Annotated in this window: 14 protein-coding genes; 5 read left to right on the top strand and 9 right to left on the bottom strand. The window is 72.6% G+C overall.

Annotated elements, in window-relative coordinates; all coding sequences use genetic code 11:
• Positions 1-47: 47 nt before the first annotated feature.
• Positions 48-314, bottom strand: a complete 267-nt coding sequence (locus AB0H12_RS37475; RefSeq protein ID WP_499629477.1) for a hypothetical protein — start codon at positions 312-314, stop codon at positions 48-50.
• Positions 315-718: 404 nt separating this feature from the next.
• Here AB0H12_RS37475 and AB0H12_RS37470 point away from each other — a divergent pair, with 404 nt between their 5' ends.
• Positions 719-2,017, top strand: coding sequence for a tannase/feruloyl esterase family alpha/beta hydrolase (locus tag AB0H12_RS37470; RefSeq protein ID WP_499629475.1), 1,299 nt, complete (start codon positions 719-721; stop codon positions 2,015-2,017).
• Between the two features lie 97 nt (positions 2,018-2,114).
• Here AB0H12_RS37470 and AB0H12_RS37465 read toward each other — a convergent pair whose 3' ends face one another.
• Positions 2,115-3,965 (bottom strand): helix-turn-helix domain-containing protein, encoded by a 1,851-nt coding sequence (locus AB0H12_RS37465; RefSeq protein WP_499629474.1) that lies wholly within the window; start codon positions 3,963-3,965, stop codon positions 2,115-2,117.
• 314 nt (positions 3,966-4,279) lie between these two features.
• Here AB0H12_RS37465 and AB0H12_RS37460 point away from each other — a divergent pair, with 314 nt between their 5' ends.
• Positions 4,280-4,519 carry a zinc ribbon domain-containing protein gene (locus AB0H12_RS37460; protein WP_499629472.1) on the top strand — a complete coding sequence of 80 codons (240 nt, stop codon included), beginning with the start codon at positions 4,280-4,282 and terminating at the stop codon, positions 4,517-4,519.
• A gap of 35 nt (positions 4,520-4,554) precedes the next feature.
• On the opposite strand, the gene AB0H12_RS37455 is transcribed toward AB0H12_RS37460, so the two are convergent.
• Positions 4,555-5,892: an MFS transporter gene (locus AB0H12_RS37455; RefSeq protein ID WP_230571322.1), complete on the bottom strand. Its 1,338-nt coding sequence runs from the start codon at positions 5,890-5,892 to the stop codon at positions 4,555-4,557.
• 41 nt (positions 5,893-5,933) lie between these two features.
• Entirely contained in the window at positions 5,934-6,701 is a 768-nt protein-coding gene (locus tag AB0H12_RS37450; RefSeq protein ID WP_499629470.1) for a 3-hydroxybutyrate dehydrogenase, read from the bottom strand.
• 194 nt (positions 6,702-6,895) lie between these two features.
• Here AB0H12_RS37450 and AB0H12_RS37445 point away from each other — a divergent pair, with 194 nt between their 5' ends.
• Positions 6,896-7,033: a hypothetical protein gene (locus tag AB0H12_RS37445; protein ID WP_230571324.1), complete on the top strand. Its 138-nt coding sequence runs from the start codon at positions 6,896-6,898 to the stop codon at positions 7,031-7,033.
• A 9-nt stretch (positions 7,034-7,042) separates the two neighbouring features.
• Here AB0H12_RS37445 and AB0H12_RS37440 read toward each other — a convergent pair whose 3' ends face one another.
• Entirely contained in the window at positions 7,043-7,771 is a 729-nt protein-coding gene (locus AB0H12_RS37440) for a TetR/AcrR family transcriptional regulator (protein ID WP_499629468.1), read from the bottom strand.
• A gap of 37 nt (positions 7,772-7,808) precedes the next feature.
• Here AB0H12_RS37440 and AB0H12_RS37435 point away from each other — a divergent pair, with 37 nt between their 5' ends.
• Together AB0H12_RS37435 and AB0H12_RS37430 are read left to right on the top strand one after the other, a co-directional pair.
• Positions 7,809-9,014 carry an MFS transporter gene (locus tag AB0H12_RS37435; RefSeq protein ID WP_499629466.1) on the top strand — a complete coding sequence of 402 codons (1,206 nt, stop codon included), beginning with the start codon at positions 7,809-7,811 and terminating at the stop codon, positions 9,012-9,014.
• An 83-nt stretch (positions 9,015-9,097) separates the two neighbouring features.
• On the top strand, positions 9,098-10,270 hold the full coding sequence (locus AB0H12_RS37430; RefSeq protein WP_499629465.1) for an MFS transporter: 1,173 nt from the start codon (positions 9,098-9,100) through the stop codon (positions 10,268-10,270).
• A gap of 93 nt (positions 10,271-10,363) precedes the next feature.
• Here AB0H12_RS37430 and AB0H12_RS37425 read toward each other — a convergent pair whose 3' ends face one another.
• The 4 genes from AB0H12_RS37425 to AB0H12_RS37410 form a co-directional block, all read right to left on the bottom strand.
• Entirely contained in the window at positions 10,364-11,467 is a 1,104-nt protein-coding gene (locus AB0H12_RS37425; RefSeq protein ID WP_499629463.1) for an LCP family protein, read from the bottom strand.
• Positions 11,468-11,631: 164 nt separating this feature from the next.
• A complete protein-coding gene (locus AB0H12_RS37420) occupies positions 11,632-12,021 on the bottom strand; it encodes a DUF3037 domain-containing protein (protein ID WP_230571328.1) in 390 nt (129 codons plus the stop codon).
• Entirely contained in the window at positions 12,005-12,799 is a 795-nt protein-coding gene (locus AB0H12_RS37415) for a HipA family kinase (protein WP_499629461.1), read from the bottom strand. Before AB0H12_RS37415 ends, AB0H12_RS37420 begins: the two co-directional genes overlap by 17 nt.
• A gap of 13 nt (positions 12,800-12,812) precedes the next feature.
• Positions 12,813-13,595 (bottom strand): SGNH/GDSL hydrolase family protein, encoded by a 783-nt coding sequence (locus AB0H12_RS37410; RefSeq protein WP_499629459.1) that lies wholly within the window; start codon positions 13,593-13,595, stop codon positions 12,813-12,815.
• Between the last annotated feature and the right edge of the window lie 51 nt (positions 13,596-13,646).

The raw sequence follows: 13,646 nt of genomic DNA, 5'->3' as shown, positions 1-13,646 counted from the left end.
CAGGACGGGGGGGGGGCGGGGCGTCCGCCCCGGCCCGCGCACGGCGTTCAGCGAACGGGTGCGGAGACCTTCTCGTCCGCGACCGGCGCCGCCTGTCGGGGCAGCTTGGCCGGTCTCGGCATCCGCTGCGCCACCGCCTGCTCGGTGAGGACGCGGATCTCCGCCAGGATGTCCAGGTGCTGCTGGGACGGTGGCGGACCGACGAGGTTCGAGTGGTCGAACGCGGTGCGTTCGGCACGGTGGGCCAGGTTCTGGATGCGCCGGATCAGGTCCCACTCCTGGTCAGTGCGCGTAGAGCGCCGTTGCTCAGTCACCCCGGAAGCAGACACCTCACGCCGGGTGAACGTAAATCACCTGGCAGTGCGAACTTCGCTGGGTCAACTCAGCTACCCCCGCCAGGACGCCCGAAACGCACCGATCGTGGTACTCAAGGTTCCACCGCCGGGCGATCGGCCACGCCGCGCACGCGGGGACGTCCAGGACACGGCTGTTCGGACGGTCGTGGCGACCGGTTACAGCCCGGTCAAGCACCGATCGACGTCACCTGTAGCAGTGAAAATCCCGATTACCGCACTTGGTGACGCGGTGTCGTGCCAACCCCCGGTGTGAGGGTCACTCGCAGGTGTGCCGCCGATGGCTCCGCACACCACATCCGCCCCGCCGGCCATGGCGTCCGGACCCATTTCGCGGCCCGGCGGGCCGTCTTACCGTGCCTCGGGTGAACATCGTCGTTCCACTGATCGCAGCGCTCCTCGCGACGACGGCGCAGGCCGTCCCCGCGTCCGCCGGCGGGTGCGGGCCCCTGCGCGTTCCCGGTGCCGAGCACCAGGAACTGACCCACCTCGCCGACCTGTCCACCGCCGGTGGCCGCACCGATCCCGCCGACTGGGCCGGGCTGACCCCGGCGGGCCTGCCCGCGCCGACGCCCGTGCCGGGCACGCAGGTGGACGGCTACTTCCCCGACTCCTCGACCGGCAACACCAACAACGGCTGGGCGCACGACTCGCAGTTCGTGATCCGGCTGCCTGCCCGCTGGAACGGCGGCCTCGTCGTGGCGGGCTCCCCCGGCGTGCGCGAGCAGTACGCCAACGACCGCGCGATCAGCGACTTCGCGCTGGCCCGCGGGTACGCGTTCGCGTCGACCGACAAGGGCAACACCGGCGTGGCCTTCCACCGGGACGGCAGGCGGCCGGGCGACGCGATCGCCGAGTGGAACCACCGGGTCACGCAGCTGACGCGGGCGGCGAAGGCCGTGGTGGCGCAGCGGTACTGCCGACCGCCGTCGCGCACCCTGGCCACCGGCATCTCCAACGGCGGCTACCTGGTGCGGTGGCAGCTGGAGAACCGCCCCGAGCTGTACGACGGCGGCGTGGACTGGGAGGGCACGCTGTGGACCGCCGAGGGCCCCAACCTGCTGACGTTCCTGCCGCCCGCGCTCAAGGGCTACGCCACCGGCGACGAGGCGGCGGTGGTGGCCGCCGGGTTCCCGGCCGAGTCGGAGTTCCTGTGGCAGTTCCACCACCAGTACTACTGGGACCTGACCCAGCGCATCTACCGCGAGGAGCTGGACCCGGCCTGGGACGGTGACGCGGAGGCCGGCACGCCGTTCTGCGCGCCCGGCACGCCGCTGTGCGACGCGGACTACGACTACGCCTCACGGCCGCAGGCGCAACGGGCCGTCGAGCGGATCGCGTTGACCGGCAGGATCGGCAAGCCGCTGCTCACCCTGCACGGGACGTTGGACGTGCTGCTGCCGATCACCAAGGACTCCGACGTCTACGCCGACATGGTGCGCCAAGCCGGCCGCGGCGCGCTGTTCCGCTACTACCGGATCGAGGGCGGCACGCACGTGGACTCGCTGTTCGACGCGTTCCCGGACCGGCTGCGGCCGTTGACGCCGTGCCACCGGTCGGCGTTCGCCGCGCTGGAGGGCTGGCTGTCGGGCACGCGCCCACCCGCGTCGACCACCGTCCCCCGGCCGGCGACCGTGAACGCGACGGAGTGCGCGCTGGCGTGACCGGGACCGTCCCGCCGCTCGGCGCGCACTGGGGGCAGCCGAGCGGCGGGACACCTGTGCTTCCAGGTCCGGGGCCGCGCGGTCGTGCCGGCACGCCTCACGGGCCCAGCACCTTCATGAGCTTGAGCGCCAACTGGACTTCGAGCACCCGTTCCGGCGACTGCCAGTCGTCGCCCAGCAGGCTCGCCACCCGGTCCAGCCGCTGCACCACCGTGTTCACGTGGACGTGCAGCTCGTCCTTGGCGCGACTGAGGTTCGCGCCGCACGCGAAGTACGCGGTCACCGTCCGGACCAGTTCGGTGCCGCGGCTGGAGTCGTAGTCCAGCAGGGGGCCGAGGGTGGCGCGGACGTACCCGGCGATGTCGGCCCGGTCGCCCAGCAGCACGCCGACGAATCCGAGGTCCGCGAGCGTGCCGCCGGTGCCCTTGCGCCCCAGCTGCAGCAAGGCCTTCAGGCACCGCACGGCCTCGGCGTGCGCGGCGGCCACGCCTTCCGGGCCGTGCGCCGGACCGCCGGAGCCGACGGTCACCGGCAGGCCGACCGCCTTGCCGAGCACCCGTGCCGCGTCGTCCGCCGCGCACGCCAGGTCCGCGCCGGGCAGCACCAGCACCACGTGCTCGCCGTGCACGCCCGCCAGGCCGCGGCACGACGACGCGTGGTGCGCGGCGGCGGCGAGGAGCCGGTCACGCGGGCCGTCCGCGACCAACACCACGTGGTCGGCGGCCAGCTCGACGCCGACCCGGCGGGCACGAGCGCGCAACGCGACCGAGTCGACGGCGGCCGTCAGCAGGTCGGTGATCAGCTCGCCGCGCACCTTGTTCTCCGCCTCGGCGACCGTGCGGCGCAGCAGGAGCAGCAGGGCGGTGACGACGCCCGCGCGTTCGAACAGCCTGCGGTCGGCGTCGCCGAGGTCCGGGCGGTCGGTGAGCGTGATGCCGCCCAGCAGCTCGCGGCCCGCCAGCACGGCGCACACCCACGTGCCGTCCTGCGGGATGGCCCGGCCGCTGGCGCGGGAGGCGTTGACCGCCGCACGGGGCGTGAGCGCGCGGGTGGTGCCGATGCGGGCCAGCTCGACGCCGTCGTTGTCGTGCACCACGATCCCGCCGTCGAGCACCTTGGCCACGGCGGCGGCCACCTCGGGCACGTCGGCGCCGCGCAGCACCAGGTCGGTGAGCCGGTCGTGGGCGTCCTCGGCGCGGCGCATGGCGTCGTTGTGCGCGCGGATCGTCTCGCCCGCGGCCCGGGTCTCCTCCAGCAGGTGCGCGGTGTCCAGCGCGATGGCGGCGTGGTCGGCCAGCGAGGACAGCAGCGCCACCTCGTCGGGCGGGAACTGGCGCGGCGAGCGGTTGGCCGCGTAGAGCACCCCGATGACCCGGCGGTCGAGCTGGAGCGGCACGCCCAGGATCGCGACCAGGCCCTCGTCGCGCACGGCCGCGTCGATCGGGCCGGTGTGGTTGAACCGGTCGTCGGCGAAGTAGTCGGCGGTCACGTAGGGCCGCGCGGTCTGCGCCACCAGCCCGCCGAGCCCTTCGCCCATGCCGAGCCGGACCTGTTGGAACAGCGCGGAGATCGAGCCGTCGGTGACTCGCATGTAGGTGCCGCGGCCCGGTTCGTTCATGCTCAGGTAGGCGATGTCGGCGCCGAGCAGCAGCCGGGCGCGCCGCACGATCGACCGCAGCACGGCGTCCGGGTCGCGCACGCCCGCCAGGTCGTTCGCGGTGTCGAACAGCGCTTCGAGCTCGGCCTCACGACGGCGGTGCGCGGTGAGCGTGCGGCGGATCCGCAACGCCCACTCCGTGGCGCGGGCGATGTGGTCCAGCTCGTGGTCCGGCACACCCGCCGCGCGGGCCGCGGGGAGCACCGCCGCCAGCCGCTCGCTGCCCGCGTCGGTCGCGAGCAACCCGAGCAGTTCCAACAGGTGCTCCACCGCGTCCGCCCCATCGGTCATGGGTTTCCCGATCGGCGGATTGTGTTGGCCATGACCGGATCCCGTCGACGATTTCGGATGGCTTGATCCTGTGGCGCGCCATCGGCTCGCTCCCACCCTAGAACAAGAAACCCTGCTGCTGGAGCACTGCGCGCGCTCGTCTCGTGTGGAACCTCGCGGCCGAGCAGCACTCGCACTGGCGTTGTGCGGCACTTCTTCACGGCACCCACCGGCGTCCGACGTGACGGAAGGCCGGCCGTCACGAGGGCCGCGGTCGACCTCGTGGCAGCGGAAGTCGAACAGGTGCGCACGAGGATCCCCGACGGCGGGAGCGGGTGAGAACCGCGTGCACGTCGCAGCGATGCTCCTCGTGCGGGCATGTCGCACCGGAGTCCCGCAAGAGCCGAGCGGGATTCCGGTGCGTCGCTTGCGGGCGCAGTTGCAACGCGGACGTCGACGCAGCCGAGAACATCGCCGCCGGACGGCCGGTGACGGCACGGGGAGGCGGGGCACCGGCTCCACCCGCGAACCGTGGACCTCACCGTGCCACCTCCGCCCGACCGCGCTGGTGGTGAGTCGGAATCTCACGTTCCTCCAGCGTGAGAGGACGTCAAGCTCGCACCGAGGCCTGGTCGGCGTCGGTCCGGTTCAGGGAGCTGCCCTTCGTCTCCTTCGCCACCACCACGGCGATCACGGTCAGCACGCACATGCCGATCACGTACAGCACGATCGGGAACGAGCTGTCGTAGGCGGCGAGCAGGGCGGTCGCGATGAGCGGCGCCACCGCGCCCGCGCCGATCGACGCGAGCTGGTAGCCGATGGACGCGCCCGAGTAGCGCACCTTCGTGCCGAACAGCTCCGAGAAGAACGCGGCCTGCGGGCCGTACATCGCGCCGTGCAGGAAGAGGCCGACGGTGACCGCGAGCGTCATCGGGAAGAACGACTTGGTGTCCAGCAGCGCGAAGAACACGAACATCCACAAGCCGATGCCGACCGCGCCGATCAGGTACGTGGTGCGGCGGCCGATCCGGTCCGACAGCGCGCCCCACATCGGGATCGTGACCAGGTGCACGAACGACGCGATAAGCACCGCGTTCAACCCCGCCGAGCGCGGCATCCCGAGCTCCGACGTGATGTAGACCAGGATGAACGCGGTGATCACGTAGTACGACACGTTCTCCGCCATGCGGGCGCCCATCGCGATCAGCACCTCGCGCCAGTGGTCGCGCACGACGGCCACGATCGGCGGCTTCTCCTTGAGCTTGCCCTCCTCGACCTTCTTCTGCGCTTCCAGGAAGACGGGCGACTCCGACACGCTGAGCCGGATCCACAGCCCGATCAGGACGAGCACGCCGGACAGCAGGAACGGCACCCGCCAGCCCCACGACAGGAACGCCTCGTCGGTCTGCACGGCGGCCAGCACCGCGAGCACGGCGGTGGCCAGCAGGTTCCCCATCGGCACGCCCGCCTGCGGCCAGGACGCCCAGAACCCACGCCGTTCCGCGCTGCCGTGCTCGGACACGATGAGCACCGCGCCGCCCCACTCGCCGCCCAGCGCGAAGCCCTGGACCAACCGCAGCAACGTCAGCAGCAGCGGCGCGGCCACGCCGATCGCGGCGTAGGTGGGCAGCAGGCCCATGGCGAACGTCGCGCCGCCCATCAGCACCAGGCTGAGCACGAGCAGCTTCTTGCGGCCGAGCTTGTCGCCGAAGTGACCGAACACCAGGCCGCCGAGCGGACGGGCCAGGAAGCCGATCGCGTAGGTGAGGAAGGCGAGCATGGTGCCCACCAGCGGGTCGCTCTGCGGGAAGAACAGCTTGTTGAACACCAGGGCGGCGGCGGAGCCGTAGAGGAAGAAGTCGTACCACTCGATGGTCGTGCCGATGAGGCTGGCTATGACCACCTTGGCGAAGGACTTCTTCGGCTGCGGAGGGGCGGCGTTCGTCATGTCGTCACCACTTCGTTGGGGGAGGGGGGGGTGAACGGGGGCTACTGGGCGGTCCAGCCGCCGTCGATCGTGAACGACGAGCCGGTGACGTGACCGGAGTGCGCGCCGCACAGCCACAGCACGACGGAAGCCACCTCGGCCGGTTCGATGAGCTGCTTGATGGCGTGCCGGGTGAGCATCACGTCGGCGAGCACCTGCTCGGGCCCGATGCCGTGCGCCCGGGCCTGGTCGGCGACCTGGTTCTCCACCAGCGGGGTGCGCACGTAGCCGGGGCTGACGCAGTTGCTGGTCACGCCGTGCGGCGCGCCTTCCAGCGCGATGACCTTGCTCAGCCCTTCCAGGCCGTGCTTGGCGGTGACGTAGGCGGACTTGAACGCGCTGGCCCTGGTGCCGTGCACGCTGGAGATGTTCACCACCCGGCCCCAGCCGCGCTGGTACATGTGCGGCAGGGCGTGCCGGGCGAGCAGGAACGGCGCGGTGACCATGACCCGCTGCAACAGCGCGAACCGGTCGGGCGGGAACTCGTGGACCGGCGCCACGTGCTGCAGGCCCGCGTTGTTGACCAGGATGTCGACCTCGGTGGGCAGGTCACGCGTGGGGTCGTCGACGGCGAGGTCGACCACGTGCTCGGTGCCGCCGGTCTCGCGGGCCGCGTCGGCGACCGAGTCGCCGTCGCGGTCGACGAGGTGCACCTTCGCCCCGGCGCGGGCGAGGGCGACCGCGCAGGCCCGTCCGATGCCGCTACCGGCGCCGGTGACCAGGGCGGTTCGACCGGACAGGTCGTCGCTGTGACCGGGAACACTCGTCATGGCCCGAAACGCTAGGTGACCTGCGGTGCACCGGACATGTGACCGAGCCCCACAACCTTCCGGCGACGCATGTGTTTAGCCGACAGTTAGCGGGGAAATGATCCGGATGTCACATACGCCATGAAGCGAGCAGCGTCCGTATGTAGGCTGCTTTGGCCCGTTCGGGGGACGAACGACGTCTTGGGGGTTACGAAGTGTCACTTACGCCGATCTACGACGACCTGCTGCGCGAGTTCGAGGGGATCATCCTCGCCAGCGAGGCCGCAGAGGCGGTCCAGACCGCCGAGCCCGCCGCGGAGCAGGCCGAGGAGCCGACCCCGGACAAGGCCTGACCAGGACGTTCAGGACGTCGGAGCCCTCTTCGAGGCGATGAGGGCTTCGACGCCGTCCAGCAGCAGCCGCAGCCCGAACTCGAACTGGTCGCCCGCGTACGGCGAGACGCCCGCCCGCACGGCCGCGACCAGCGCCGGGTACGGCTCGAAGTCGACCAGCTCGGCGAGCACGGCGTCGCGGTCGCGCATCTCGTCGGCGCTCGGCTCCGGCGTGTCGAGGCCCAGCCTGGCCTGACCGCGCACGTAGGCGTCGACCGACTCGACCACCGCCATCTTCTCCGCCTCGCTCAGGCCGGTGCCCTCCAGCACGCGCAGCGCCGAGTCCATCCACCGCAGCAGGCCCGGTCCGGGCGCGGCCACCGTCGCGACCAGGTGCAGCACCCAGGGGTGCTTGCGGTAGCCCTCGTGGTCGTTGCGCGCCCACGCCTCCAGCTTGGCGCGCCAGTCGCCCGGCCAGTCGTCCGGCAGCGGGTCGTCGGCCCCGATCGAGTCCGCCATCAGGGCTTCCAGCTCCGCCTTGCCAGGCAGGTAGGTGTAGAGCGAGGCCGTGCCGACGCCCAGCTCGACGGCCACCCGGCGCATGGACAGCGCGGCCAGGCCCTCGGTCTCCGCGATCCGGATCGCGGCGGCCACGATCCGCTCCATCGTCAGGCCGCGCCGGGGGCCGCGGGCGGGGCGGCGGGCGTCCTTCCACAGCAGTTCCAGCACTCGCCGCTGCGCGTCGTCCTTTGCGTCCATGGTGAAACTCAGTATACCGTTCGGAGTTGTACGAACGGTGTTCGAAGTTTTGGGGGACGACGTGGACGACACCGCGGACCGGGGGATGGAACGCGAACGGCGGACGTTGACGGCGGCGACGCTGGCCAACGGGCCGACCGAGCTGATCGACTTCGTGCTGCCGCTGTGGGCGGGCGCGGCCATCGGGCTGAGCGCGACCGAGGTCGGCGTGCTGATGGCGGTGGAGATGGCCTTGTCGGTCCTCGTGCGGCCGCTGGCGGGCGTGCTGGCGGACCGGTGGGACCGACGGCACACCGCCGCCATCGGCGCGCTGCTCTACGCGCTGTCGTGCGCCGGGTACGCGGTGGCCCAGAGCGCGCCGCTCGCGTACGGCGCGGCGGCGGTCGGCGGTGCGGGCGGCGCGCTGCTGTGGGTCGCCGTGCGCGCGATCGTCAGCGAACGGCTGGCCGAGGACACCGCGGTGTTCCCGCGCCTGCTCGCCGCGCAGGAGACGGGCTCGTGGGTGGCGTTCGTGGCCGGCATGGCGTTCGTGGGCTCGGTCGGGTACGCGGGGCTGTTCTGGGCGTGCGCGGCGGCGTGCGCGACGGCGGCGGTGTTCCTGCTCGTCGCGCCGAGGCGGCGGGATCGCGGCGGCCGGGGCGTGGCGGCGGCCGGGCTGGGCGCGGTGGGCAAGCGGTTGCGGCCGATGCTGTTCGCGGTGGTGATGACCATGGCGGCGGAGGCGGCCGTCGGGTTGTTGCTGCTCCTGCACCTGCAGCGCGGGTTCGACCTGGAGCTGCAGGAGGTGGCGTTCGTGTTCCTGCCCGGCGCGATCGCGATGAGCGCCGCCGCCGAGTACCTGCACCGGTACGTGCTGCGGTTCGGCAGGCGGTTGGTGCTGGTGTGCGCGTCGCTGGCCAGTTGCGTGTTCGCGGTCAGCCTCGCGTGGGCGCCGAACCCGTACGTGATCGCGGGGCTGTGGGTGCTCAGCGGGTTGGCGTGGGCGGCGGTGATGCCGGTGCAGCAGGCCGTGATCGCCGAGGCGGCCGACGGTCAGGTGGGGCGCGCCATGGGCGTGTACGAGGCGGCGTGCCTGGTGGGCGCCCTGATCGGCAGCCTGGTGGCGGGGTTCCTGTACGACGGCGCGCACTGGTGGGTGGCGTGCGTGGTCGCCGCCGGGATGATCCTGGCGGGCGCGGTCGTGGTGCCCAGGGCGGTGCGCCTGCTCGGTGTGCCGGACGTCCCGGTGACCGGACCCCGCTGATCGAGGATCATCCCTCGACCGGACCCGTCGCGGGTCCCGGGCACTGCCGTCCGCCCTTCGGACGGTGCCGAGTTGGGGGCGACGTGGACGTGCCGGGTGGGCTGCGGGAGCGGCGGGCGTTGAGCGCGGCGGCGCTGGTCGGCGGGCCGGTCGAGCTGATCGACGTCGTGCTGCCGCTGTGGGCGGGCGCGGCCATCGGGCTGAGCGCGGCCGAGGTGGGTGTGCTGGTCGCGGTCGTGGCGGGAGTCTCGCTGGTCGCGCGGCCGGTCGCGCGCGTGCTGGTGGACCGGCGGGAACGTCGGCACACCGCGGCCGTCGGCGCGGCGCTCTACGCCCTCGCGTGCGCGGGGTACGCGGTGGCGCAGAGCGCGCCGCTCGCGTACGGCGCGGCGGCGGTCGGTGGCGCGGGAGGCACGCTGCTGTGGGTCGCCGTGCGGGCCGTCGTCAGGGAGCGGCAGGCCGACGACACCGAGGCGTTCCTCCGCGTCGCGTCCGCCCGGGACGCGGGGTCCTTGGTCACCACCGCCCTCGGGCTGGGCTTCTTCGGGATCGTCGGGTTCGCCGGCGTGTTCTGGGCGTCCGCGGCGATGTGCGTGGTGGCGGCGGCGTTCCTCGTGGCCGCGCCGCGCCGCCCGGACAGCGCCGGTGAAGGCCCTGTCGAGAGCGGCGGCGACGGCCGGGAAGACGGGGCGGCAGTGGGCAGGCGGCGGTTGGCACCGGTCGCGGAGGCGATGGTGACGGCGGCCGAGGCGGCTGTCGCGCTGCTCCTGGTCCTGCACCTGCAACGCGGGTTCGACCTCGGTGTGGTGCAGGTGGTGCTCGTGTTCGTGCCCGGCTCGATGGTGGCCGGAATCGCCTTCCTGCACCTGCGCCAACGCACGTCGCGGTACGGCCGCAAGCGGGTGTTCGCCGTCGCGTCGCTCGTCAGCTGCGCGGCCACGCTGGGTTTCGCCCTGGCGCCCGACCCGTACGTGATCGCCGCGCTCTGGATGCTCAACGGGGCCGCGTGGGGTGCGGTGTTGTCGGTGCGGCGGGCCGTAGCCGACGCGGCGGTCCGCCCGGCCTTGGGCATGCACGACGCCGCGGGCCTGGTCGGGCTGGTGATCGGCAGCCTGGCGGCGGGGTTCCTGTACGACGGCGTCCCGTGGTGGGCTGCGTGCGTGGTGGCGGCAGTGGCGATCCTCGCGGGTGCGGGCACCCTGTGGTCGGCCGCGCGGCGGCTCGGCGTGCCGGACGTCCCGGTGGTCAAGACCTAGGAACGCGGACGGGCCGCCGGGTGCGTGTGCCCGGCGGCCCGATCCGTGGAGCGACCGCCGGGTGCGTGTGCCCGGCGGCCCGTCGGTGCAGCGCTACTTCGGTTGCGGCAGCAGGTCGGCGGGGACCGGCTCGTCCTTCTCCAGCGCGCCGAACAGGCGCAGCGCGTTGTCCCGGTCCCACTGCACGACCGAGCCCGCGCCCGGCACGGTCGGCGTGCCGCCCACCGGCACGGTCACCGTGTCCACTCCCCCGCCCATGGCGAACGCCATGCCCGCGAGGTGGTGCAGGTGGTCGTCGGAGTTCACCGAGATCGAGTCCGTGCCCGCGAACAGCAGCGGGAACGCCCTGAACGGGTTGGCCAGCGTGCCGAAGCTCGTCGCCTTGTCCGTCAGCGCGGCGAGGAACTTGCGCTGGTTCTCCACCCGCTGCAGGTCGGCCGTGGCGAACGCCCGCGAGCGGACGAAGCCCAGCGCCTGCGCGCCGTCGAGTTCCTGGCAGCCCGGCTGGAGGTCCAGACCCGCCAACGGGTCCTGCATCGGCTCCTCGATGCACATGTCCACGCCGCCGACCGCGTCCACGATCCCGGCGAAACCGCCGAAGCCGATCTCCATGTAGTGGTCGACGTGGATGCCCGTGGCGCCCTCCACGGTCTGCACCAGCAGCGACGGCCCGCCGAACGCGAACGCCGCGTTGATCTTGTTCTTGCCGTTGCCCGGGATGTCCACATAGGAGTCGCGAGGGACACTCACCAAAGTGGACTTCCCGGAACCCTCCGGGATGTGCAGCAGCATGATGGTGTCCGTGCGCCGACCGCCCGCGTCACCGGTGGACAGCGTGGCCTTCTGCTCCTCGGTCAGGTCGTCGCGCGCGTCCGACCCGACGAGCAGCCAGTTGGTGCCCGGCGTGTCGGCGGGCCTGCCCTCGTAGTCGGTCAGCGCGTCGATGCGGCGCAGCGAACCGTCGACGTAGAACCACATGCCGACGCCGAGCGCCAGCAGCAGCACCAGGACGACCCCGATGATCCGCCCGATTCTCGGCTTGCGGCGCTTGGGCGCCGGACGTCGTCCAGCCTGCTGGTACGCGGCTTGCTGCCCGTACCCGCCCTGCGGCGGGCCCTGCGGCCTGCGCTGCCGCGGTTGCCCGCCCTGTCGGTATCCGCCTTGCTGATACCCGCCCTGCTGGTATCCGGCGCTCATCAAGCGACCCCGTCCGTGTGTCGGTCACTGCTCGCACCTAAAGACGCGGTGCGCGGCAAGAGGTTGCCACCCTAGTGCCACGACCGGCAGCCTCCGCCCCGTGTTCCGGCGCTCAGACGGGTGCTGAGCGCCGGAAGACGCGGTGGAGGTCGTCGGTCGTGGCACTACCGGTCGGGAGGCAGCACGAGCGCGGCCAGCAGGCGGTCCAGCTCGGCCTCCGGGTCGTCGGTCAGGCCGGTGTGCGCGGGCGAGGTCTGGACGATGGTGCTGCGCGGCGCGGTCAGCCAGCGGAACCGCTGACCAGCGGAGGTGCGCGACACCGGACCCGCCGTCGGCACGCCGTCGCACGACAGCCCGAGGTGCTCCAGGGTGGCCCGCAACACCTCCACGTCGAGGAACGGGTCCAGCGCCAGCACCCGGCGCTCGTCGACGTGCACGCGGGCGCCGAGGAAGTCCAGGTCCTTGCAGTAGACGAGCACGCCGACGTTGACGAACTCGCCGCGCTCCTGCCTCGGCACGGCGCGCAGCAGCGCGTACTCAAACACGTGCGGCACGTGCGGCCTCCAGTGCGTCGACCCACGCGCGCGGCGCGGCCAGGCGGGCGGTGAAGAACGACTCGTACGCCTCGCGCACCGCCGCCGGTGTGCCGAACGCCTCGTCCTGCGCGAGCCACGCGTCGGGCACGAGCGCCAGCACCTCGCGCACCAGGTCGGGCGTGACCCGGGCGGTCAGCTCGGCGTCCACCTCGGCCAGGTCGCCCGCGAACGGCAGCATCAGGTGGTCGGCCGCGTCGAACCGGTAGGTGGCCGCCGGGAACCTCTCCGGCCGCCACGAGTGGTGGAAGTACAGCGACGCGCCGTGGTCGATCAGCCACAGCTCGCGGTGCCAGAGCAGCGTGTTCGGGTTGCGCCAGCTGCGGTCGACGTTGAGCGTGAGCGCGTCCAGCCACAACAGCCGGGTCGCGGTCTCCGGGGACGGCTCGCGCACCAGCGGGTTGTAGTCGAACGAGCCGGGCAGGTAGTCCAACCCCAGGTTGAGCCCGCCGCTGGCCTTGAGCAGCTCCTGCACCTCCTGGTCCGGCTCGGCCCGGCCCAGCTCCGGGTCCAGGTCGACCAGCACGATCTCGGGAACCCGGAAGCCGAGGCGCCGGGCCAGCTCGCCGACCACGATCTCGGCGACGAGCGCTTTCACGCCCTGGCCCGCGCCCCGGAACTTGAGCACGTACATGCCCAGGTCGTCGGCCTCGACCAACCCCGGGAGGGAGCCGCCCTCCCGGAAGGGCGTGACGTAGCGGGTGGCCGCGACCTGGCGCAGCCCGTTCGAGTGGGTCACTCACGCATCATGGTCAATCGGTCGCGGCGACCGCCAACCGGTTACCCGCGCGGGCGGTGGCGGCGGTCAGGGCCGGGAGGTAGCCGGATTCCTGGCCTGCCCGGTTCGGGTGGTAGGAGCGGTCGACGGGCGCCAGGACCAGGCCGTTCAGCCACGGCTCGTCGGCGCACACGCCGTGGTCGTCGAACGCCTGGCGCACGTCCGCGTACTCGAACCCGGCCGCCTTCGCCCGGTCGCCGGTCACCTCGGCCAGCACGTCCGCGGCCCGGTTCACCGCCGCCCGCTTCGGCCCGCTCATCAGGCACCACGTCTCGTGCGAGAACAGCCGCGGGTAGCCGAGCACCACGACCTCGGCCGACGCGGACCTCCGGTCGGCCACCGCGCCGTACAGCGAGTCCAACCGGCCGGGCAGCTCGCCGCGGATGAACCCCTCGGCCACGTCGACCCGCCGCACGCACTCCTCGTCGCCGCGCAGCGTGCACGTCGTCATGACGTCGCTGAACCCGGCGTCGTTGCCGCCCGCGGTGATGGTGACGAGCGTGGCGTTCGGCGTGATCCGCTCCGCCTGCCTGGTCACCTCGTCGGTCTTGGCGCCCGCGCACGCGGCGAACACCAGCGACGCGCCGTTGCGCTTGGCCCACAGGCTCGGGTACGCGTGCGGGCTCTGGCGGCAGTCGTCGGACGCCTCGTCGCCCGCGCCGAGGCCCGCCGCGTAGGAGTCACCCAACGCGACGAGCTCCGGCGCGACCGGTGCGGGTGTGATGGCCATCAGCAGCGCGAGCGCGAGCATCTTCATGCACCGGTGCCTACCACTGTGGACAGTCCCGCCGGCCGAAGTTAACCCGTC

The organism is Actinosynnema sp. NPDC023794, assembly GCF_040639675.1.
Lineage (GTDB): Bacteria > Actinomycetota > Actinomycetes > Mycobacteriales > Pseudonocardiaceae > Actinosynnema > Actinosynnema luteola.
The sequence above is the reverse complement of the archived record's forward strand: the minus strand, read 5'-3'. Positions and strand labels throughout refer to the sequence as shown.